This window comes from Cellvibrio sp. (assembly GCF_039207905.1).
Classification (GTDB): Bacteria; Pseudomonadota; Gammaproteobacteria; order Pseudomonadales; family Cellvibrionaceae; genus Cellvibrio.
The window spans coordinates 145,736-168,405 of sequence record NZ_JBCECX010000006.1 but is presented as its reverse complement, the minus strand read 5'-3'; the positions used below and the strand labels follow the sequence as shown (position 1 = coordinate 168,405).

At 47.7% G+C, this 22,670-nt stretch carries 23 protein-coding genes; 10 read left to right on the top strand and 13 right to left on the bottom strand.

Features of this window, described 5'->3' with window-relative positions; translation table 11 throughout:
* Positions 1–3: 3 nt before the first annotated feature.
* The 6 genes from AAGC78_RS05495 to AAGC78_RS05470 form a co-directional block, all read right to left on the bottom strand.
* Positions 4–1,410, bottom strand: coding sequence for an FAD/NAD(P)-binding protein (locus AAGC78_RS05495; RefSeq protein ID WP_435783041.1), 1,407 nt, complete (start codon positions 1,408–1,410; stop codon positions 4–6).
* 97 nt (positions 1,411–1,507) lie between these two features.
* The gene (locus AAGC78_RS05490) at positions 1,508–1,921 is read right to left on the bottom strand and encodes a biopolymer transporter ExbD (RefSeq protein ID WP_435783040.1); all 414 of its coding nucleotides are present in this window, start codon (positions 1,919–1,921) and stop codon (positions 1,508–1,510) included.
* Entirely contained in the window at positions 1,921–2,655 is a 735-nt protein-coding gene (locus AAGC78_RS05485; RefSeq protein ID WP_435783039.1) for a MotA/TolQ/ExbB proton channel family protein, read from the bottom strand. The genes AAGC78_RS05490 and AAGC78_RS05485 overlap by 1 nt, the downstream gene beginning before the upstream one ends.
* A gap of 80 nt (positions 2,656–2,735) precedes the next feature.
* Positions 2,736–3,509 (bottom strand): energy transducer TonB, encoded by a 774-nt coding sequence (locus tag AAGC78_RS05480; protein ID WP_435783038.1) that lies wholly within the window; start codon positions 3,507–3,509, stop codon positions 2,736–2,738.
* A gap of 399 nt (positions 3,510–3,908) precedes the next feature.
* A complete protein-coding gene (locus AAGC78_RS05475) occupies positions 3,909–4,472 on the bottom strand; it encodes a hypothetical protein (protein WP_435783037.1) in 564 nt (187 codons plus the stop codon).
* A 129-nt stretch (positions 4,473–4,601) separates the two neighbouring features.
* Positions 4,602–5,240 carry a peroxiredoxin gene (locus tag AAGC78_RS05470; RefSeq protein WP_435783036.1) on the bottom strand — a complete coding sequence of 213 codons (639 nt, stop codon included), beginning with the start codon at positions 5,238–5,240 and terminating at the stop codon, positions 4,602–4,604.
* A 260-nt stretch (positions 5,241–5,500) separates the two neighbouring features.
* On the opposite strand from AAGC78_RS05470, the gene AAGC78_RS05465 reads away from it, so the two are divergent.
* The 3 genes from AAGC78_RS05465 (at position 5,501) to AAGC78_RS05455 (ending at position 7,942) form a co-directional block, all read left to right on the top strand.
* Positions 5,501–6,466, top strand: a complete 966-nt coding sequence (locus AAGC78_RS05465; protein WP_435783035.1) for a sulfite exporter TauE/SafE family protein — start codon at positions 5,501–5,503, stop codon at positions 6,464–6,466.
* 88 nt (positions 6,467–6,554) lie between these two features.
* Complete coding sequence (locus AAGC78_RS05460) at positions 6,555–7,451, top strand: adenylate/guanylate cyclase domain-containing protein (RefSeq protein ID WP_435783034.1); 897 nt, start codon at positions 6,555–6,557, stop codon at positions 7,449–7,451.
* Positions 7,452–7,462: 11 nt separating this feature from the next.
* Entirely contained in the window at positions 7,463–7,942 is a 480-nt protein-coding gene (locus AAGC78_RS05455) for an RDD family protein (RefSeq protein WP_435783033.1), read from the top strand.
* Positions 7,943–7,948: 6 nt separating this feature from the next.
* On the opposite strand, the gene lptG is transcribed toward AAGC78_RS05455, so the two are convergent.
* Positions 7,949–9,007: an LPS export ABC transporter permease LptG gene (lptG, locus tag AAGC78_RS05450; protein WP_435783032.1), complete on the bottom strand. Its 1,059-nt coding sequence runs from the start codon at positions 9,005–9,007 to the stop codon at positions 7,949–7,951.
* The gene (lptF, locus tag AAGC78_RS05445) at positions 9,000–10,100 is read right to left on the bottom strand and encodes an LPS export ABC transporter permease LptF (RefSeq protein ID WP_435783031.1); all 1,101 of its coding nucleotides are present in this window, start codon (positions 10,098–10,100) and stop codon (positions 9,000–9,002) included. The genes lptG and lptF overlap by 8 nt, the downstream gene beginning before the upstream one ends.
* Positions 10,101–10,335: 235 nt before the next feature.
* Between lptF and AAGC78_RS05440 the strand changes: the two genes are divergently transcribed.
* From AAGC78_RS05440 to AAGC78_RS05430, 3 genes are read left to right on the top strand one after another with little or no spacing between them, the layout of a single operon-like run.
* Positions 10,336–11,886, top strand: a complete 1,551-nt coding sequence (locus AAGC78_RS05440; protein WP_435783030.1) for a leucyl aminopeptidase — start codon at positions 10,336–10,338, stop codon at positions 11,884–11,886.
* Positions 11,887–11,888: 2 nt separating this feature from the next.
* Positions 11,889–12,308, top strand: coding sequence for a DNA polymerase III subunit chi (locus tag AAGC78_RS05435; protein ID WP_435783029.1), 420 nt, complete (start codon positions 11,889–11,891; stop codon positions 12,306–12,308).
* Positions 12,309–12,343: 35 nt separating this feature from the next.
* The gene (locus tag AAGC78_RS05430; protein WP_435783028.1) at positions 12,344–13,045 is read left to right on the top strand and encodes a hypothetical protein; all 702 of its coding nucleotides are present in this window, start codon (positions 12,344–12,346) and stop codon (positions 13,043–13,045) included.
* A gap of 46 nt (positions 13,046–13,091) precedes the next feature.
* On the opposite strand, the gene AAGC78_RS05425 is transcribed toward AAGC78_RS05430, so the two are convergent.
* The gene (locus AAGC78_RS05425) at positions 13,092–14,300 is read right to left on the bottom strand and encodes a sugar efflux transporter (RefSeq protein ID WP_435783027.1); all 1,209 of its coding nucleotides are present in this window, start codon (positions 14,298–14,300) and stop codon (positions 13,092–13,094) included.
* Positions 14,301–14,500: 200 nt separating this feature from the next.
* Between AAGC78_RS05425 and AAGC78_RS05420 the strand changes: the two genes are divergently transcribed.
* Together AAGC78_RS05420 and ylqF are read left to right on the top strand one after the other, a co-directional pair.
* Positions 14,501–14,818 carry a hypothetical protein gene (locus tag AAGC78_RS05420; protein ID WP_435783026.1) on the top strand — a complete coding sequence of 106 codons (318 nt, stop codon included), beginning with the start codon at positions 14,501–14,503 and terminating at the stop codon, positions 14,816–14,818.
* Between the two features lie 23 nt (positions 14,819–14,841).
* The gene (gene ylqF / locus AAGC78_RS05415) at positions 14,842–15,780 is read left to right on the top strand and encodes a ribosome biogenesis GTPase YlqF (protein ID WP_435783025.1); all 939 of its coding nucleotides are present in this window, start codon (positions 14,842–14,844) and stop codon (positions 15,778–15,780) included.
* A 30-nt stretch (positions 15,781–15,810) separates the two neighbouring features.
* On the opposite strand, the gene AAGC78_RS05410 is transcribed toward ylqF, so the two are convergent.
* The 3 genes from AAGC78_RS05410 to AAGC78_RS05400 all read right to left on the bottom strand — a co-directional run bounded on the left by AAGC78_RS05410 (position 15,811) and on the right by AAGC78_RS05400 (position 18,289).
* Positions 15,811–16,746, bottom strand: coding sequence for a YidC/Oxa1 family insertase periplasmic-domain containing protein (locus AAGC78_RS05410; protein ID WP_435783024.1), 936 nt, complete (start codon positions 16,744–16,746; stop codon positions 15,811–15,813).
* A 140-nt stretch (positions 16,747–16,886) separates the two neighbouring features.
* Positions 16,887–17,750 (bottom strand): thioredoxin, encoded by an 864-nt coding sequence (gene trxA, locus AAGC78_RS05405; protein ID WP_435783023.1) that lies wholly within the window; start codon positions 17,748–17,750, stop codon positions 16,887–16,889.
* 5 nt (positions 17,751–17,755) lie between these two features.
* A complete protein-coding gene (locus AAGC78_RS05400) occupies positions 17,756–18,289 on the bottom strand; it encodes a YaeQ family protein (protein WP_435783022.1) in 534 nt (177 codons plus the stop codon).
* Between the two features lie 28 nt (positions 18,290–18,317).
* On the opposite strand from AAGC78_RS05400, the gene AAGC78_RS05395 reads away from it, so the two are divergent.
* Positions 18,318–19,172: an RluA family pseudouridine synthase gene (locus tag AAGC78_RS05395; RefSeq protein WP_435783021.1), complete on the top strand. Its 855-nt coding sequence runs from the start codon at positions 18,318–18,320 to the stop codon at positions 19,170–19,172.
* 127 nt (positions 19,173–19,299) lie between these two features.
* Positions 19,300–20,559: a DUF418 domain-containing protein gene (locus AAGC78_RS05390; RefSeq protein ID WP_435783020.1), complete on the top strand. Its 1,260-nt coding sequence runs from the start codon at positions 19,300–19,302 to the stop codon at positions 20,557–20,559.
* Positions 20,560–20,646: 87 nt separating this feature from the next.
* On the opposite strand, the gene AAGC78_RS05385 is transcribed toward AAGC78_RS05390, so the two are convergent.
* Positions 20,647–22,317 carry a glycosyl hydrolase family 18 protein gene (locus AAGC78_RS05385; protein ID WP_435783019.1) on the bottom strand — a complete coding sequence of 557 codons (1,671 nt, stop codon included), beginning with the start codon at positions 22,315–22,317 and terminating at the stop codon, positions 20,647–20,649.
* Positions 22,318–22,670: the final 353 nt, after the last annotated feature.

Below are 22,670 nucleotides of genomic sequence, written 5' to 3'. Positions count from 1 at the left end.
GAATTACACTAACCTGGTAATAGCTGTTGCTATTTTCCCCGCCTGCTGCCGGGTTTCTTGTATAGCAGTGGTTTCAAATAGTATTCCGGATAAAGCTGGCCCAATCGCATAAAGATTATGCACAGCAGAAATTTTAAATTCTGTGTTGATATCAACCATAGATTTAATCAGTTGCTCCTCAGTAGAAATCAAATCGCCAGCAATTTTTTGTATCTGCCTAAAGCCTGCAGAATAACCACTGCACACAACTAACTTTTCTACCCTTACATTGATTGTGCTGCCGTGCGAGTCTTTATTTTTCAATGCAAATTGAAAGCCGTCAGTAACAGCGTCTATTTTTTCCACACAACAGGATTGAACGCGCAAACGCTTTTGCTTGCGCAACTCATCTAACGCCGCATAAGACCAATCGGGAATACGGTGACGATGGACATTCCACCAAGGTATGAATTTATGCATCCGGGCGCGCTCCTGCTCGGAAAGCGTCGCCCAGAATCTACTCAACTGCAGGCGCAATTGATTAACGCTATCCTGCCATGCAATACCCACAGACTCATTCTGGCGCACATACTGACGAATGCGACGCACAAGCCGTAACGCGCTGAGAGCGTCGTTAGCAGCCAGCTCCAAAGGGAAGATACCATCGGGAATCGAATGGTCGCGTTTGTGTTCAAGCGGAATCAAACCGTTGCGGGAAAACACATGGAAATTTCCTGTGAAGCCCTGGCCCATAATAAATTGGACTGCATCCACCATTCCCAACCCGGAGCCGATTACCGCCACATTTTTAAGCGCTGCCCAATCCTGCTGTAAAAATCCAGCAGCATAGGGTGAATAAAACACATCCCGATCATTCTCGATATCCAGCGATGCGGGATGATTGCCGGTTGCAAAGACAACTGCATCAGCAATTATCGTTTGCTCATTAGCGAGGACAATTTTTACCGGGGCACCAGCAGTATCATTACCAGTGATTGAACTCATATTGACAACACGCGTTGCCAGACGAGTCACGCACGAATTAGAACGCTCCAGTTGCGCTATAGCGCATGCGAATACCTGGCGCAAATATTGGGCGTAAATCATGCGCGGTGCAAAATCATCAGGCGTAAAATTTATCGCAGCAAAATCGCCATGAAGATGACGCCATTGCTCGGGGTGTTTGTTTAACCAATGATAAAAATCATCAGGCTTATCAACATAAGCCCCCATGCGTTTGGCAGCAACATTGAGGATAAAGGAAGGGTGACTGGCTGAATAGGCAAGGCCGAGTGGCACTGCTGGATTATCGTCGACTAAATAAATATCCAACGGCGTGGAAATATTTTCAGACAAGGCTGCCAACAAAAGTGTTGCTGCAGCTCCGCAGCCAACAACGACCAATTTTTTCCTGTGCGGGATATTTGACAAAATACATGAACCCTATATACAACAAGGTTCTAAATATAACACGCCAACATCCTTGTTAAAGTGTTTCCTTTGCAGCATTAAGGTATTTTTACAAAAACTAACTTCTTCGTTCGGTGATGAACGACAAACGCTCAATACCCGCCTTCTCAATTAACACCATGAGTTTGGCGACTGTACCGTAAGGAACTGTTTCATCCGCGTTCAAATTCAAACGAATCTCCGGATCTTGCGCTTTACGGTTTGCCAATTCACTTTCAATAACATCAAGAGAATATTCATCTTTATCGAGAAAAATTCTTCCCTGTTCATCAACACTTACCACCACTGGTTTTTTCGGCTCTTCTATTTGCACTGTCGCATCTGTATCAGGCAAATTCACCTTGATGGCGTTGGTCATTAGTGGCGCTGTAATAATAAACACCACTAACAATACCAACATCACATCAACCATTGGCGTGATATTGATTTCACTCAGGATATCATCGCTATCGCCACCGCTTGAAATCGCCATTATGCAAACACCTCTTTACCACTGTCAGATTTACCCAGATCACGCGCAGGTTGCGCCTGCCCTGCTTTCAATACCGGTGCAGTTGCTTTAATACGGAAGCCCGCTTTTTGCACCAAGCTGACAAAATCCGTAGCAAAATCATCCAGATCAGCTGCAATTAATTTCACCCGACGCAGGAAGAAGTTGTAAGCGAGCACTGAAGGCACAGCAACGGCGATACCGATTCCAGTTGCAATCAATGCCTCACCAATCGGGCCAGCTACTACTTCAATACTGGCTGATTTACTCGCGGTAATTGCAGTGAGCGCTTGAATGATCCCGAACACAGTACCGAACAACCCCACAAAAGGTGCGGTGTTGCCTATAGACGCCAAAACTGCCAAACCATTTTCCAAAGAGCGACGCTCTTTTTGGATTTGCTGACGCAGATGACGCTCCAGTAAATCCTGGCGATCCCAACTGTGCTCCAAATCATTCGCTGCATTTGAATCGGCGTTGCGTAAGGTTTGGAAACCAATAGCAGCAACACGCGCAGTGGCACCTACGTATTTTTCCAAAGAGGCAGCTGCATGCAGATCCTGTGCACTCCAGAATGTTTTGGTAAATCGACGATTTTGGCGCGACAGCAAAATATGCTGGATACTTTTAATAACAATCAGGGTCCAGGTAATCACTGAAAACGCGATCAGGGTCCACAGGGTCCATTCAACGATATGTTGGTACAACTCAGACATGATAAATACACCTTAAAAAATAACGATAAATAATATTCACTTAATCAACTGCAATTCTATTTACGCTTCGAGTTAGTAAATTATGAATTGGACAGTTTGAAATCAATTGGCACTTCAACCCAGGACTCGACCGGTGTCTCACCCTGTTTTGCCGGTACAAATGACCAGCGCTTTACAGTTTGAACGGCTGCGGTATCCAACACCTTACGGCCACTCGATGTTTTTATTTCTACGCTGTCTGGCTTGCCATTCCCCAACACATGCACGTTCAAAATAACTGTACCTTCCCAACCGCGCTCTACTGCTTGCTCTGGATATTCCGGAGCTGGATTGCGCAAGTAACCCGGGTTAGCAGTCGCTGGCGTAATCGGTGGTGGCGCAGGCGGCGGAGGTGGTGGCGGAGGCTCAACTGCCTTCTCTACAACCGGTACCGGTTTTGGTTCTGCAATTTTTTCTTTCGGTTTTTGTACCGGCTTTGGTGGCTCCACTTTTGGAGGAGGCGGTGGAAGCTCTTCCTTCGGTGGCAGCGGAGGCTCATCAACCGGCGGGCGATACAATTCCACTGTCATCGGCGGAATTTCTGCCTGGGTAATCGGCACTTCCGGCTTGAAATAGAAATACGCAAAGGTCGCAAAATGCAAACCGACAATTAGCAATAAAGTGAATAGGCCTAAAGCACCTTTGTACTTCGGGTAAACCAATTCAATGTTTTTATCGCGATTAAATTCACGCGGAATTAGCGTCACAATGTCCGCAGATTTTCGCGGCGCAGGTGCTGGCGCATTAGTGCGTAGCAGATTGCGCGCATGGCGGCGATCGTAGCTATAAGGTTCAGAGTAAGCGTGGGCACTCATAAATTCTCCCTACCCCTTACGGGGTCAACAGTAATCGCTTGTGGCGATAGAAATTACAACAATGAGCAAGCCTTTAAACAGCATTGTGTACTGAAATAAAAACCCTCTGTTAGCAGGTGTTTTGCAGCATCTATGCCAGAGTGATGAAATCGATTTATTTTTACGTAACACATTGAATTTGCGTGACTTACAAAAACCAGTCGCAGTTAATACAAGAATTTTTTGCGGGATATCAAACGTTTTTTGCTGCTTTATAAGCAGTCATTTTGTTTGCTTATCAACAGGAAATTTTTTCAGGGAGGGATTAGTCTTGTGGAAAATACAACATTGTTTTTATTATCGAGCAATGTGCAGACGCGCGTAAAATCACACGGCGACGCCCGCACTCAAAAAGCAGGATTATTTATTCTCCTGCTTTGGCGTATAACTCCAACGCGGAGTAACCAACAGGATAATGACCGAGATAACTGCAACAGCGGCAGACAGCCACAATGCAAGCGGTGCATCGCCAATCCGTTCAGGATAAATTTTTGCAACAGCACCCAAACCAATTGCATTGCCACCGGCAACCAATACGGCGGAGGCGTAATCATGGAAACGTCGCGCCTTATTAGCGCCGACTGCCCACTTGGGATGGGTGTTGTAGCTGGGCAACTCTTCGTGCGCATTATTAAGCTGTTCCAGCGCCGATAAAAACCGGCGTAAATTCGTTATCGCGCGCTCTGCTTTGTAATTCAAAAATGCCAGACAAATAGAAGCCACCGGAAACCCAGCCACCAGCCATTCAACCGGCACCTCCGCATTTCCCTCTCCGGGTTTAAGCGCAACCAAGGCAGCCAACAAACTCACCACTAGCGTGACGTAAAGTGCTAGCGCTTGTTGCCGCTGATTAATGCGCGCATTCACTTCTTGATAAGCCGCAATAAAACGGTAATTGGCATCGACAATGTATTTTGTTGTCATGAAATTAAATCCGAAAAACGATAAATAAAAAAACGACAAAGGCACATCCAGTGCCTTTGTCGTTGTGATTCATAAATCCAGTAAAACTAGTGCATGACCTGACTGGAGTTATTGCATAACCAATTAAAATTACGTGCGCGGATCCGGCGTTAAACGCAAATAGGGTTTAACCACCTTGTAGCCTTTAGGGAAGCGACGTGCGATTTCTTCCGGATCTTGCAGCGCCGGAACAATCACTACATCCTCACCCGGCTTCCAATTACCTGGAGTTGCCACCTTGTGATGCTCCGTCAGTTGCAGCGAGTCAATCACACGTAAAATTTCATCAAAGTTGCGGCCGGTGCTTGCTGGGTAAGTAATGATAAGGCGGATTTTTTTCGCTGGATCGATAATAAACAGCGAACGCACGGTCAAGGTGGCGTTAGCGTTTGGATGGATCATGTCGTACAGGGTTGCGACTTTACGATCGGCATCCGCAAGGATCGGGAAATTAACCTGGGTCAATTGGGTTTCGTTGATGTCGTTAATCCACTTGTTGTGTGAATCGACCGGATCAACGCTCAACGCAATGGCTTTCACATTGCGCTTGGTAAATTCGTCTTTGAGTTTGGCAGTCAAACCCAGTTCGGTGGTGCACACTGGAGTGAAATCTGCCGGATGGGAAAACAATACGCCCCAACCATCACCAAGCCATTGGTGAAAATCGATAGTGCCCTGCGTGGACTCCTGAACAAAATTCGGTGCTTCGTCACCTAAACGTAAGCTCATTCTCGCCTCCTTCGGCTTCCAAATACGCTGATAAATACACTCGTGTGTGAGTGGGCTTATGGTAGGTCGCGGCCAAACATTGGAGAAGGATTATTTTGGTCTTTGCTTAGAACCAAATGCACTCACACAGAAAGTTATAAGCACATAAAAACTAAGTATTTCCCAAGCTTAAGGCACATAGCTAGGATGCGCCCCAAGCTCACAAAGCTACTGATGTGCCAACAATACCCCCCAGGCCAACCAGACAACTGGACACCATAATGAAAATTCGCGATCTCGATTTATCTGATAGTCCTCTCAACCAGGAACACCAAGCCTTGGGTTTGCCTCCGGTTGAACAAATTCCCTTACATCCCGTTATTCGCACTGCTATCTGGTTTGCCGCACTGACCTTGATTGGCTTGGTGGTACTAGGTGCTATTCACCTGTTTGGTGGCAGTTGGCAAGAAGGCGTGGATAGCATCAAAACCACACTGGATGATTCCATGTTCTGGAACGCCCTGCTGGTCGGCTTGTTAGCGCAAATCGTTGATGGTGCACTCGGCATGGCTTACGGCTTAACCTCTACCAGCTTCCTGCTGGCGACCGGTGCATCGCCTGCCCTCGCAAGCGCTTCAGTGCATATGGCCGAAGTCTTCACGACTGGTGTTTCCGGCATCTCCCACGCCAAATTCGGCAATGTGGATAAAAAATTATTCTTGCGCCTGCTTGTTCCCGGGATCGTCGGCGGCTTGCTGGGTGCAGTCCTGGTAACACAAATCGATGGCAGCACGCTCAAGCCGTTTATCACCGTTTATTTATTGCTGATGGGGATTTACGTCTTGAGCAAAGCCTTCCGCAAGCACATTGCTGCACGCAAAGGCGAACCCAAGCACGTTGCCAAACTGGCTTTATTAGGTGGCTTTGTAGACACCTCAGGCGGTGGCGGCTGGGGTCCAGTAGTTACGACCACCCTGGTTGGTACCGGCCATGATCCACGCACCACTATCGGCTCAGTTAACTTCGCTGAATTCTTCCTGACTTTAACCAGTGCCGCTTCATTGTTCATTTTGGTCGATGAAACCATCTGGCACGTTGTTGCAGGCTTAATTATCGGCGGACTTTTCGCGGCGCCCTTTGCAGCCTACGCGTGCAAGAAGTTTTCTACCCGGACGCTGTTGATTCTGGTGGGCTTGTTAATTAGCGGGATTTCACTGTTTAACTTGTATAAGGCGGTGTTGGCCTAAGTCAAACACAGGTGTAGATATTTTGCGCCGGTAACCTAAAGCGCTTATCATGTGCGCCCAATAAGTCGCCTGAACGTTACCGGATCGCATGAGCCAACACAGCCAACACCAAGCCATTATGTTTGCCGACGTCTCCGGAAGTTCGGCACTCTATAAGCGGGTGGGCAACGAAGAAGCCAAAGCGATTATCGATGAAGCCGTGCATTTTATGACGGCACTGACCATCGTCCATGAAGGGACTCTGGTCAAAACAATCGGCGATGAAATTATGGCGCGTTTTAACGAGGTCAATCAGGCCTGTGAAGCCGCCATCGCCATCCAACAGCGCAGCATCAAAGAACCCCGCCTCAAAGATTTGGGCATTCGTATCGGGATCGCCTACGGCGAAGTACTCATCACCACCAACGACGTTTTTGGCGATAGAGTAAATGATGCCGCCTGCGTTGCGCGCATCGCCCGCGCCAACCAGATTGTACTCACCCAATCCGTCGTCGATGTGCTTGAAAGCACCCTGCGCCGCGACTGCCAAATGTTTGATCGCATCAACATCAAAGGCGAAACCGAAAAGACGCTGATTTATCGCCTTGAATGGGAACACACCGGTAAAGACAACCGCGCCACCATGGTGATGCCGATTCACGATGTCACCCGCTTCGTTGATAAATTCCAACTGGGCCTAGTGCTGAATGACCGCACGATTGAGTTACTACCGGAACAAACTCCGTTTCAAATCGGACGCGACCCGCACAAATCACAACTGTTAATCGAAACCGAATTCGCATCGCGCGAACATTGCCACATTGAATTTCGGCGCGGCAAATATGTGCTGGTTGATCACTCAACCAATGGCACTTATGTGTATGTCGATGAGCAAGCGCCGATTTATTTGCGCCGCGAAGAATTGCCATTACAAGGTCAGGGCTATATTGGCCTTGGCCAGACCGTTACCGCCACCACGCCTTGGGCCCTGCATTTTAAAGTGTGAAACCACTCCTCATGGATACTGAAAAAAAAATCGAATACGCCACTCCCAGTTTGCTTCGTCGATTCGCCGCTATGGTGTATGACAGCTTATTGCTGATGGCCGTCAGCATTTTATATGGTGCTGTAATGACAGGAGTTAACGTAGCTATTAAAGGTGTACCGGCAACAGGTGAGCGAGTAACTTGGGGAATATTCGGGGTAATTGTTTTTATTGGCTGGATACTAACGATTGGCTATTTCTTTTGTTATTTTTGGCACAAGTCCGGGCAAACCTTGGGAATGAAAACCTGGCGAATGAAGGTCGTGAATAACAACGATCTCAATTGCCCTGGCTACACGAAGTGCATTATCCGCTTTCTCTGCGCGCCACTCTCACTTGGCCTGTTAGGCGCCGGTTATTGGTTGATGTACACCAACCCCGAACGCCAAACAATCCACGACAAAATCAGTAAAACGCGGACACTGCTACTCGAAAAAGAAGCAAAAAAATAGCAGTATTTACCGCGCTCTGTTAAGCAAATAAACGCCCAACACGGTACATAAGACAATCGGGATTAACACCGCAATGAGCGGCGGAAATCCGAATACCAAGCTGGATGGGCCGAGCAGTTTCTGCAGCAATAAAAAGCAAATTCCGAACACAACACCCGTGAAAATCCGCTGCCCCATCGTCACACTGCGCAATGGGCCAAATACAAATGAAATGGCAATTAACACCAATGCAGCTGATGCAAGGGGCTGTAACAGTTTCTGCCAAAATGCCAAGCTGTAATTGCTCGCCTTGAGGTTTTGCTCTTCCAAATAATTGGTGTAGTAATGCAGATTACGCATGGAAATATCTTCCGGCGCAAGCACAAGGATATTAAACAGATTGGGCGTTAACGGCGTTTCCCAGCGACGAGTTGCAAGCACCTCGTTATGCACAGTCTCTTCATTCAGCACAGTCGTTGAGATATCTTTTTCTTCCCAATATCCATCCTGATAAACCGCTTCTTTGGTAAAGCTCGCCGACTCTAGCTGATGCTGGTCATTGAACTTGTAACGCGTCAAACCGTAGATAACACCATTGGGCATAACCGCGCTGACATACATAAATTCATTGCCTTCGCGATTCCACACTTTCTGCGGCGCCTGTTGGGTGATGTTGTATCTCAAAAAGTGACGGCGGTTATCGGCCATTTGCTCTGTGTAAGGTGCAATAAACTCACCCAGCAATAATGCGATAGCAATAAATACCAGCGCAGGGCGCAATGCAATCCATGCGATTCGTTTTACCGATACGCCTGCCGATCTCACCACTACCAACTCGCTGGTACTTGCGAGCAAACCAAGACCCGCCAAACATCCAATTAAACAGGAGTAGGGAATCAAATCGTACAAGCGACGCGGAACGGTGAGCGCCATGTAATAAAACGCCTCCAATGCGGTGTACGTCTCATTCACTTTTTCCAGCTGGGCGATCAGACCGAAAATAAAATCCAGTGCGATAAATACCAGCAAAGTCAGGGCAATCGCAAAAAAGACAGTGCGCGATATGTAGTTGGTAATCTTACGCATGGGTAGCCCTCGCCGGTTTAGCGCGTGAGTGCACCAACGCCTGCCAATTCAACATAGTTAACGCAATAATCAGAAATGGAATATGCACAACCCAAACACCTAAAGACGCCGGCAAACCACCTTCAGCAATAGCACCGCGTGCGTTAATCAAAAATGCGAGGTAGAAAATATAAATTAAAATCGCCGGAAGCATTTTCAAATAGCGGCCCTGGCGTGGATTGGTTTTACTCAGAGGTACCGCGAGTAGAGTGGCAATCAGTACCATCAGCGGCATAGAGATGCGCCACTGCAATGCCGCTTTGCTTTCCAAATCATCTGCTGCCAAAAGTTGGGCAGTGGTTTTACCATCAGCTTCACTTTCAAATTCCGCCTCACTGGTGGTGGGTGGCAAATAACGCCCCCACTCATTAAAGCGGGTAATTTTAAATTCTCTGGTTCCAGGAATGCCTTCATAGCGATGGCCATTGTGCAACACCAGATAACGCTGTCCGTAATCGGCGATGTAAGCTTGCTCACCAGTTTCAGCTACTACAATCGATGAATTGGTTTGCCCATCCTGCTGCGCAACAAATACTTTGTCCAAACGTTTGTTGTTTTCACTTACTTGCTCAACGTAGGTCATAATGCGCCCCTGCCCTATGGCCTGGAAACGCCCCTCCTGCAAACTTTCAAATTCACTGCGATTGCGCTGCTCGGCAAGTGTTTGTTCCGTGAGTTGCGCACCGAGCGGGCTCAACCAAAAACTGAACGCGGCGACGATAACCGCCACTACAGCTGCGGGCGCCAAAGTTATACGCACCAGTTGCCACTGACTCATACCAGTGGCAGACAAAACGACCATTTCACTTTCGATATACATCCGGCCATAAGCGAGCAAAATTGCCAGATAAAAACCCAGCGGCAGAATGAGTTCGAGCAAGTTGGGCATGCGATACGCAATGATGGTGAACAACACATCCACAGCAAGTTTGCCTTGCGCGGCATCATCGAGGTAATCGCTGAATTTTCCCGAGAGGAAGATGGTGAGCAAAATTGCACTCACTGCAAAACTGGTGATTAATAAATCCCGTGAGAGGTATCGAAAAATAATCAAAGTGATAATCCTGTCATTCGACATTAGCGTCCGGCATGTACAAAACTTATCCAGATCTACCGCTAACATCTATAGATGCGCAGCGCAGGTGTAACTAGTGACTAATGTTAAGCGACAAGGTTCCGGTTTTCACCGAATTTTGCCGCCATGCCCCGCGCGAATTGTGGCATTATCACGTACTGCGCCCGATTTGTCTTGAGCGAATTTTTCACAGCTTTTTTACCAAGGACTTTCTATGACCGCCGCCAAAGCCTCTGCAAAATCTGCCAAACCTGCGACTCCCAAATCCGCCCTTATCCAGTTTTCTGCCAAAGCAATTGAACCGATCAAACAAGCGACAGATTGTCTGGTTGTCGCCAGCTATGAAGGCGTAAAACTGTCTCCGTCTGCCAGTGCTATTAATAGTGCTGATGCACAGCAGTTAGAAACGCTGCTCAAGCGTGAAGGATTCCAGGGGAAGGCTGGCCAAAGTTTACTGCTGTTGAATCCCCAAGGGATTGCGGCCGAGCGCTTGCTGGTACTGGGCTTTGGCGCAACCAAAGATGGTCATGTGAGCGCAGACAATTATCGCCGCGCGGTACAAAAAATCGCCGATGCCTTGCGCCCGACGACCTGCACCGACATCACTCTGGCACTGGCAGAAGTAAGTGTGGAGCAGCAGAACACTGAATGGCAGGCGCGCCTTGTAGCTGAAAGCTTAAGCCTGCTGGATTACCGCGCGGATAAACTGAAAAGTAAACCGGCTGATGTCAGCCTAAAACTCAAAAAGGTTGTTTTTGGCGCAACTAAAGCACAAACCGCTGGCGCGACCAAAGGCTTGCAAGTTGGCCAGGCCATTGCCAAAGGCGTTAATCTGGCGCGCGAGCTGGGCGATTTGCCGGGCAATATTTGCACCCCGACTTACCTTGCCAGCGAAGCCAAGCGCCTTGCTACCAAGCAAGCGAAGCTGAGCGTAAATATTCTGGAAGAGAAGCAGCTGAAAGAATTGGGCATGGGTTCCTTCCTGTCAGTCGCTGCCGGTAGCGATCAGCCCGCCAAATTAATCGTGCTGGAATACAAAGGCGGCAACAAAAAGCAGGCACCTGTGGCACTCGTTGGCAAAGGCATCACCTTTGATACCGGCGGCATCAGCCTCAAGCCTGGTGCGGCTATGGATGAAATGAAATACGACATGTGCGGTGCCGCCAGCGTGCTCGGCACCTTCCAAACCCTGTTGGACCTTCAGCTTCCGATCAACGTAGTTGGCGTCATTGCCGCTACCGAAAACATGCCTAACGGCAGTGCCACCAAGCCGGGCGACATCGTGACCTCCATGTCCGGCCAAACCATCGAAATTCTCAATACCGACGCCGAAGGCCGTTTGGTACTGTGCGATGCACTTACCTACACCGAGCGCTTCAAACCAAAAACGGTTGTCGATATCGCCACCCTGACCGGTGCCTGCGTTATTGCACTCGGCAACCATGCCACCGGCTTATTCAGTAACAATGACGACCTTGCCAAAGCCTTGTTGAAGGCGGGCGAAGAGTCAGCTGACCGCGCATGGCAAATGCCGCTGTGGGACGATTACCAAAAACAACTAGATAGCAACTTTGCCGATATCGCCAACATTGGCGGTCGCGAAGCCGGCAGTGTAACGGCGGCCTGCTTCCTATCGCGCTTTGCTAAAAAGTTCGCCTGGGCACATCTGGATATCGCCGGTACCGCATGGCGCTCCGGTGGAGCCAAAGGCGCAACGGGTCGCCCGGTTGGCCTGTTGGTGCAATATCTACTGAATCAGGTTTGATCGTGACCCAAGTTGATTTTTATATTTTGCCGGAAGCAACCAGCGATGCGCGCTGGTTGTTTGCCTGCCGTTTGATCGATAAGGTTCAACGCATGGGCATGCGTGTGCTGGTTGCGATGGATACTGAAGCAGACGCGCGCCAATTCGATGAACTACTCTGGACCTTCAAGCCAGAGAGTTTTATTCCGCATCAGCTCATTAATGGCGGCAAACCAGCACCTGTGGAAATAACCTTCACTGCGGACGCTGGCGATCATCAAGGTTTATTGCTTAACTTGAGCAAGACTACCCCACCCTACTTCAGCCGCTTCGAGCGCTTGAGTGAGGTGGTGATTCAGGAACAACAAAGTTTGCAATCCAGTCGCGAGCGCTTCAGCTTTTATAAAAGCCGCGGCTATCCGATTGAAACCCGGAAATTGTGATACGAACAGACTAAGGCGATTGTCAGGTATGCATCATGGCCAATACGAATAAAACCAAAGCCGAAATATTGCAGGAGCTGGAATCAATAAAAGGATTATTACTGGAAGAGGATGACATCCCGATTCTGCAAGATATGGAAGACGAGGACGAAATTCTCGACGAAGAATTCGACTCTGAACCGCCGATATTATTTTCCCGTCATGAATCTGTATTGCCCGGGCAAGGGTCGTTATTTGATGAATTAAATCCGCTCAAAATACCTACCATATCGGCAGAGCGAATTACACCCGAAGGCCACACACCGGCAGTCACCAGTATTGCGCAGCAATTACAGCAAACTATTTCAGCAGCGCAGGATGAGCATGTAAATACGCCTTCATCACCCGATACAAAAAAGCCGGGCTTTGTATCCCATCTGACAAACAATTCGCACGTGGCAACACATCAACCCCAGCGCAATCTTGCCAAAGCCAGCGGTGAAAACCCATTCCTGCCACAACATATCCGCGAGCGTTTACACGGCAATAATCCGCCACCGCTATTCGAATATGAGACTGCGAAAAAAATTATCAGCTCCACTAAAAATATCGCCAACAAAACCAACAGGCCGCGTCAGTATTTAGTGGAAGCCGTTATGCTCAGTATGATGCCGCAGCTTGAGCGCGAGCTGCGCAACCATCTGTTTGCGATGAGCGTGGAGGATTTGGAAAAGCTGTTAAACGAAGATGAAGACTAAACTTGCAGCGATTAATTAATCGCTGCAACTGCTTTACAAGCATTGATTAGGAAGCTGCTGCCGCCAATTCACGCGATGATTTTACTTTGCCAAATGCCCAAATCGCGATAAACACCAGCACAATATTCACCACAAATACTTCGTGATACCCGTACATATCTGCCACCAAACCCACCATCAAGCTGCTGAATAAATTGCCTACGTGGGTAGTGTTGGTATAGAGCGCTGATGCACCACCAGAGCGGCCCGGCATTAAATCCTGAATCACCGAAACGCCCAATCCAGCCAGTACACCAATAAACACCGCATTAAAAATTTGCAGCACAAATAGGTGCCACAACTCTGTTGCAAAATAAACGCCCACATACAAAATCAATGCCGCTACACCAGCGCAACGAATCAAACTGATTAAACGGAAACGACTGGCGTAATGGCCGGCAAGCAGCATAAAAGGAACTTCCAATGCAGCAGTTGTGCCCATCACCCACCCCATCCATTGCGCTTCCAAATGCAGGTTATCTTTCAAATGGATTGGCAAGCTAATGAGGTAAGCGTTGTTCACGCCCCACATTAATGAAAATGCAATTGCACACAATAAAAGGGATTGTTTGATACCCGGCGATAACGATGGCAGCGCAAGCTGTTCGCCATCCGCATTTACCGGCTTATTTTTCGTGGGCAGGCGCGGCAATAATTTAAAGCTTGCGATGGCAACCAATATGTATAAAACGGCAGCGATACCGTAGCTCACATCAAAACCAAAATAAGTCGCCAATAAAAATCCGGCTGGCGGGCCCGCAACCCAGGCAAACGCAATTTGCGCGCGCATGATCGCGTTAAACAGCGGAATGCGTTCGACTGGTATTTCTGCTTCGGCGTAATCGAGGCTATAGGCCATGATTTGCGAGAAGGACACCATCGACAAACTGAGCAAAAAAATCGCAGTGAATGCAACCAACCAATAATTGCGCGATAACGCAAAAATCACACAGGCCACAGTGCCGAGCAGACAACAAACAGCGACCAGCGGGCGACGGTCTGCAAGCTTGTCAGACCAATGCCCAATCCAGTGGTTGTAGGCAATACTCGCCAACGCGATCCCGGCAAACGCCAAACCCACCAACAGCGGGCGCACGGCAATTTCTTTGGCAAGAAACAGGCTAAAGGTGGGCAACACCAAGGCACCAACAACACCCGCAGTGAAAAACAACAGGTATAAACCCAGTGCTATAGGACGAAATAAGGGAGAGGACACACTCAGTACCGGACGGGAGAGGACAAGCGCGCATCATAGCTGAAACCGGTTACGGCCAACATGGGGAGAAAGCGGATTAATACTTTTTAACCAATCGCTAAACCAGATACAACCGGCTTATTTAAGGGTGATCGCTGTGCGCTTTCTGTATAATCGCCGCAATTGCCTACAAGGCCCGCCATTGCACCCGAGGATATTCCATGCAATGCATTAGCATTCAAATCCAACCAAAACACAGTCGCGAGTTTAACCGCGACCAATTCCTGCAACGGGTGCGAGCCATCCGCTCACCCGAGGTGGACGCGATCGAGGAAAAAGGCAAACTCTACCTGAGCTTCAATTTTTTCACCGAGTTCCCCGCACAACTCTGGCAGGAGTTGAATGCTGCGCTGTATCAGGATGCCATCTACGGCGCGGTGATTGCCCCGGTTTCTGTCGCTATTTGCGAAGGCGAAACCGACGAAGAATGCCTGTTACTGCATCATTTTGATTCCAGCGAGAAACTGGATTCGTTTTAAAAAACCCCTCCCCTGAGTACATCATGTCGACAATTAATTGGTTCCCCGGCCATATGCATAAGGCCCGCAAAGAAATTGCGGAAGTCATGCCTCATGTGGATGTGGTCATCGAGGTCATAGACGCGCGCATTCCTTTCTCCAGCGAAAACCCGCTGGTGCCGAGTTTGCGTGGCGATACTCCACTGATCAAATTACTCAACAAAGCCGATTTGGCCGACCCGGCAATTACTGCCATGTGGGTCGAAAAAATGGAACAGGAAGCCGGAGTAAAAGCGCTACCGGTGAGCCAGCAGCGCCCTGAGCAAATCCGCAACCTGCTGAATGTCTGTACCACTCTGGTCAGTGAGCGCCAGCGCGAAGTGCGCCCTGCCCGCGCAATGATTATGGGTATTCCCAACGTCGGCAAATCAACCATCATCAATACCCTTGCCGGACGCGTAATCGCCAAAACCGGCAACGAAGCCGGTGTGACCAAAGCGCAACAGAAAATCAAATTGGAAAACGGAATTTTATTGACCGACACTCCGGGATTTTTGTGGCCCAAATTATCACCACCGTCTTGCGGTTATCGCCTGGCAATTACCGGTGCGATTAAAGACACCGTATTTGATTACGCCGATATCGCACTCTACGCCGCGGAATATTTGCTCCAGGCCTATCCAGAAGCATTAAAAAAGCGTTACGGACTGGAGGAGTTACCCGAGTCTGATGTGGAATTGCTTGATGCTATAGGCGTAAGACGCGGCTGCACCCGCAAAGGTGGCGGAGTAGAAATCCAAAAAGTTGCATCGATATTGATTACTGAATTACGCGCGGGTTTACTCGGGCCGATCAGCTGGGAAACACCGGAAATGACCCAGCGCGAAGTCGAAACCGCAAAGGCAGACGATGAGAAAAAGCGCATCGAAAAAGAAGAGGCAGATCGCATCCGCCGGTTGAAAACCAAAAAAAATCGCCGCTAAGCGGCGATTTTTTTAAATATGAAAAATTATCTACAACAAACTGCGCACGTAATCTGCAAGCGCATGCGGCTCAAGTGTAGTTGCTAACTCATCCGGCAATTTCTTAACATGCCACACTACAGTCCAATCAAAATGCTCACCCGGCGCCAGCGAAACTGAAGCGCCCTGCTGCTTCATTTCAATAAAGATATGTTCAACATGAGCAAATATTTCGATCTCACGCTCACCACTGGCAATCGCTTCTGGCGGGCTATCGTTAAATTGTTTTACTAATAAATATCCTTTATTGACGTAAGCAAACCAACCTTCTTTACCATCCTGCATTAGCTTGTGATGATCAGTGCGGATTTTTTTTGCGTCGTATTGATACCAGGTCAACTCATCAATACTTTGTGCATCGAGTGGATAAAAAATCCCACTGATAGGTTCTGCATCACCGCGCGGATAAAACAAACTGCCCGCCGTCGGCAAACGCGTTACCTCAAGCGGTGCAACACTTTTTTGGTGATCGCTGTGATTGGTGATGCGATAAGTAACCTCAATCCGGTCATCGCCAGAAGGGATATAAGTTTTGGTAAATTGATAACCGGTTTTCTTATCAATACCACTGGTCAGCACCAAACGATCACTATCAGAACTTAGTGTGTAGGGTTTGCTATCCAGCGTATCAATAGGAGGCCAACTCCACTCGGATTGCGGGCTCGACCAAAATACGGTGCCCCAGTCGGTGATTTTGTCTATATCGGCAATGCCCACCAACAACTCGTGGTCATCAAACTTGAGAGATGAAATGCGGGCACCAATTTTTGGCATTATCTCCATCCGGAGGTTGCCTTGCTTGATAAAGAGATGTGCCCCATCCTGCTTGCAAAATACTGGCAACTGCTCAACCTGCTTGGACTTGCCACACCCGAACAAAGCCACTGATATGGCCAGGAATGCGATCAGGGAATAGCGTTTACTCATTGTCTATCATAATCCTCTAGCAGCCAGATGACCGTTACATTACAGCGGAACCCTCCCGGGGTTCACTTGTTACGGTTTTTTTACAGGTGTACCAGTGTAACCACTTTTGATGGCAGCGACCATTTGCCGCGAGGTAAAGCCTAGTAAAGCAAGGTAAATAACTTGCGCTGAAACTCAATCGCCAAGGGATCACCCTTGCCAAGTGCTGCAATAATTGCAGTCAATGTTTTACGCGCCTCACCTTCAGCAAAATTGCGCTCGGTGCGAATGATTTCCAATAAATGTTCCAATGCAGGCCGATGCTGTGCTTCTTGATGATATTGAAGAGCCAATTGATAACGCACTGTTAAATCCTGTGGCGATTTAGCAAAACTTTCTTCTAAGGCCGCAAGCTCTGGTGTTTTAGCCGCTTGTTTTTTCAGCGCAATCTGCGCCATTAATTGTTCGTAATGCGCATCCTGATCAGCCATTTTAATGGTTGCCAAGGTCGCTTCAGCATTATCAATTCGATTAATTTCTAGCTGAGATTGCGCAATCAATAACGCAATACTCGCTAATTGTTGCGAAACATCATAAGCCTGACGCAGCAGCGGTAATGCATCAGTAAAATTTCCTTCAGCCATCAAAGCTTGTGCTTGATTAAGCGGTGCCTCCCATGGCTTAGGCAAATACTTTGCCAAAACTTCACGCACTTGCACTTCAGGTAGTGCGCCAGTGAAACCATCTACCGGCTGACCATTTTGCATAATCATTACTGTCGGCAAGCTGCGCACACCGAATTGCGATGAAATCATTTGCTGATCATCCGCATTCACTTTTGCAAGTAAAAATGCACCCGCATATTCGTTGGCAAGTTTTTCCAAAATCGGCATTAAATTTTTACAGGGACCACACCACTCCGCCCAAAAATCGATCACGACCGGGCGATTAAATGATTCATCAATTAAAAACTGCTGCGCATTATCGAGCGTGATATCGACAATTGATAACAAAGGGGCATTCATTGGCATTACTCCATTTCACGCAAACTGATTGTGACGTTTTCAGTTGCGCTGGAAACATAGGCGATTGATTCGGTAATAGTGACGGTGAGATTCATGGTTTTGTCGGCGAGTGCGGTGAGCGCCTGTAATTCATCGGCAGCAAAATGGTGAATGCTCACTTTTGCTAACGCACGTATGGCAGCGCTGTTGGTTTTCCACCACACATCCATACCGCGACCATAACTAAATACTTTTACCGCTTGTGATTGGCCTGAGGCTTTTTTTAACCGATCCGGTGCAGGCTGCCCCACTTCGATCCATTCGAGGATGGTACCGTTGTCATGCTTCAACCATAAATCCGGCTCCTCCATCGAGGAAAGACCTTTGGTAAAGGTTAAATTCTCCGCAGCGCGATAACAAAAGGCTAGAATACGCACCATCATGCGCTCGACGGTTTCCGATGGATGCAGGGCGATAGTCAGGTTGAAATCGCCAAACACGTTGCGATCCATATCCGATAGCGTCAGGTTCGCCTTATAAATAGTTGCCTTCTCTGCCACAATTTTCTCACTTAATCAAAGCTAAATAATGTCCGATACTTCATTTGAAATACCGCAAAAATTCGAATTCACTGTTACCCAGGCAGAGCAAACCGCATTGGATTTGCTGGCCGAAGGCACTGGCCTATCCAAGCAGCGTATCAAGGATGCAATGAACAAAGGCGCGGTTTGGTGGACACTGAAAGGCAAAACATTGCGTTTGCGTCGCGCCACCAAGGTTTTGCATAAAGGCTCAACAATCCAGTTTTTTTACGATGAGCAGGTACTCTCGCGCAAACCTGAGAGTGCCAGTTTGATTTACGATGCAGGCAATTACAGTATCTGGTTCAAACCCGCAGGCATGCTTTCGCAAGGTTCCCAGTGGGGCGACCACTGTAGCATTTTACGGTGGGTTGAAGTGAATGGACAGCCCAATCAGGGCCAGCGGCAGCGGGAATGCTTTTTGGTACATCGCCTTGATGCCGATGCACAGGGGCTGATTATCCTCGCGCACGACAGCCAAAGCGCTGCAAAATTATCCACCCTGTTCCAGGCGCGCGATATGCGCAAACTTTATCAGGCGTGGGTAGTGGATGATTGCGATATTCCCGCAACCGGTATGACACTGAATTATGAGTTGGATGGTAAATCGGCCATTACCAACATCAAAAAAATCCGTGTGGAAAATAATAAAACCCTGCTGGATGTGCATATCGAAACGGGCCGCAAGCATCAGATTCGTCGCCACCTTGCTAATATTGGTCATCCAATTGTCGGCGATAAGCTTTACGGCACCAAGTCCAGCGCCGGATTGCAGTTGCTCGCTTATCGATTGGAGTTTGTTTGTCCGAATACCAAACAACCGGTAATAGTAGAGCTGCCGGTGGAAATGCAGTTTAAATAGCGCAATAAAAAAACAATAATGCCGAGTGAATCCAAAACAGGGATATCACCAGTCTTAATAACGCACAACTAACAATAACCGGCCATCGCAATGGCCGTTTGTCTATCAATGGTAGAAGGAATAAACCATGACAGCATCCGTATCATTTACCTACCCTGCCGCCAAAATGGATCGCATAGTAACGCTGGATGTTCTGCGCGGTTTCGCGCTCTTTGGCATTCTCTATGCGCACATGATTTTTTGGTATGCCGCTGGCCCATTGCCGGAAGAAACCTATCAACAATATAAAGACATAGGTAGCGGTATCGCGATAGGAACTTACATGATTTTTATTATCAGTAAATTCTTTGCGCTGTTCTCATTTTTATTTGGGTTAAGTTTTTATATCCAAATTCAAGGATTGATCAATCGCCACCAACCGGTTATTACCCGTTTTGGTTGGCGGCTGGCAATTCTGGGATTTATAGGTTTACTACATCACGCATTTTGGCGCGCTGATATTTTATCAATCTACGTTCCGCTCGGTTTTCTGCTGCTTTTTCTCCGCAATATCAGTAACAGAGCGCTGCTTATCGCTGGGGTAATTTTGGTGCTAAATATTCCCACCAAAATTGCCGAACTCATTTCTATTGCAGTACGCGACCAATTGATACTGATCGATTTTGATCAAAAAAATGCAGGCGCTGAGTTCTATGCCATCGTCAGTGAAGGCTCTTTTATTGAAATGATTAAACACAACATCCATGCGATGTCAGATAAGTTTGTTTATCAAATCAATAGCGGCAGAATGGTCATCACTTTCGGCTTCTTTTTATTGGGCATGCTGGCCGGGCGGATGCAGTGGTTTGAAAATATTCGCGCTTATGCAGGCCAATTTGAGCAAACATTAAAAAAGAGTGCTTGGGTTGCAGCCGTTGCAATCTTATTCGGCATCACCTTAGGCCTAGGTGCATTTTTGTTAAAAATAGATTTAGGCAAAGTGCCATTGGGCGGTTGGCTGATCGGATTTATCGTGGAGTTTTTCAATGTGAGCCTAACACTCATCTACATCACCGGCATCAGTCTACTTATGCTTAAACCCAAGTGGGAGATTCGCTTAACGCCGCTCGCTGCGGTAGGAAAAATGGCGCTGACCAATTATTTAATGCAGACGGTTATTGGAGTATTTATCTTCTTCAATGTTGGCTTGGGTTTATTTACCAAAACCTCGCCAGCAGTGAATGCACTTTTATGTTTTGCTATTTTTACAGCACAAATTTTCTTTTGCCGCTGGTGGCTAACCAACTTTCACTACGGCCCGATTGAATGGTTGTGGCGTTCAGCAACTGATTTTAAATGGCAGCCTTTTTATAAACGCAGACTTGAAGGCAGCCTGGATCGCATTTAAACATTTACTCTTTCATAAAACGAACACAAAGAAAAATCCCCACTGACCGCGCGGCCAGTGGGGATTTTCATTTAACAACTACAACTATTAATTACATTGATTATTCAATGCACACGCTCTAACAGCATTCGAGAAAGCATAGCCAGTCAAACCATCTTCCCATGTAGACCAAGCCATAACACCGCGCAGATCAGGATAGGTCTTTGCTGGTTTGTAACCGCTACCGCAATCACCGGAGCGCAAGCAACGAATTGCCGCTTTCACAACAGTCGGGTTGGTGTAACCGCTACCCGCTGCAGCTGGTGAAGTAGATGCTGGCAAACCGATCACAACTTTGTTTGCAGGTAAGCCAAGGTAACTTACGCCGGTGCTACCAATTGGGAAACCTTCGATCAATGCTTCAGTCCAGGCTACCAAACCATCTTGCGTTGCAGAGTTGTAGAACTGGCCATTTTTACCTGGCATAGAACCGGTGTTGTAGTACTGCATTTGTACCCAGCTGATATCGTCACGCAGTGCATTCATCAGTGGCAAATAAACACCCCAGTTGTATTGACCCAACCAGTTATTTGGCAAGTTAGCACCGATGGTGTGCGCAGTTTCAGGAGCCATGGTCAACAGGAAGTTTGCACCATAACGCGCTTTCAAACGCTTGATTGCACGCACCAGATAATCCGCAGAATATTGCGGGCTGGTTTGGCTAATTTGCGCATTTGGATTGGTGTGAAGACCTTTTTCGGTATCGATATCAATACCGTCCAAACCAAATTGATCTTTGATCGCGATGAAAGAATTTACGAAATTGTCTTCATGGGTTTGGTTGTTCAGAACAAAGGTCGCATTAGCACCGCCGATCGACAGCAATACTTTTTTGCCCGCGGCTTTTGCTGCAGAAATTTGTTCTGCGGTTGGATTGTTTTGAACACCACCATCATTGCCCAGATACAGCGAACCGTTTGCATTGATTGATGGGAATGAAATATTCAATACCGTGTAGTTAGGAATTGTCGCTGGTACTTCCAACGGCCAATGCCAGTTTTCCCAATAACCTACCAATTCTCTACCCGCTGAGGTCGCAACAGAGCTGCTGCTAAATGATGAAGTGCTTGAACGAGAAGAAGACGAAGGCGCTACGCTACTTGGTGCAGAAGAACTGGAGCGCGAAGTCGCTACGCTAGATGAACCAACACCTGGGCAATTACCACCGGCAGTCCATGCTTGTTGCCAATAGGTACCAGTGCCTGGTGCGTAGGCCCAAGCTGCGGTTGATGCACACCAACCAGCAATTTGACAGGTATAAACGCCACCAGCATTAGTGACTACTGCACCCGCGCTGTAATTAGTGCCGGCAACATAAGTTGGACAAAGGCTAACCGAGCTGCTTGAAACCGAGCTTGAAGATCTGCTGGAGCACACGGAGGGATTTCCTTCCGAGCAATTCACACCAGAACTGGAAGACGAACGAGAACTTGATGAAGGCGAGCTCGGTGCAACTGAACTTGGCGCAACGCTGGAAGAAACACTGTCACAAACACCATTATCGGTCCAATGTGCCCACTGACCTGAAGATGTGGTTGGGTTATTAGCCTGCGTCCAATAGTTAGCAGTGTAGCCGCGATTCAAATGCTGCACCTTATTCCCTTGGGTATAAACGCTAGCGCTGTTCCATTGCGCCAAACCAGAACAATTTACTGCCAACGCTTCCGTTGACAGCAAGGACACACTCAGCAGTGCTCCCAGCGGGATTAATTTTTTCATCGACGTTACCTATTTAATTATCATTAGTTAAGGAATGAACTGACGAATAACAACAAAACTTTCTCACCGTCGTTAGTTGCTGCGTACCACCAATATTCGCCAGTCAGCGGCTGTCAACGTTGTCATTTGCGGGTACGCAGAATCCTGAACAATAAAAACAACAGCAATAGTTAGGGAATTTTCTGGTACAGGCGGGAGGACAAACTTACATCAGACAAGCGACTGCCAGCGAGAATAAGTATATCTTTTATACAAAGCAAGAGATTAACTTATAAAAACAAGAACAAACCGGCATTTTGACGTGATAAAAAACGCGGAAATGTGAACCGGTATTTTTATGCAAAATATAATTG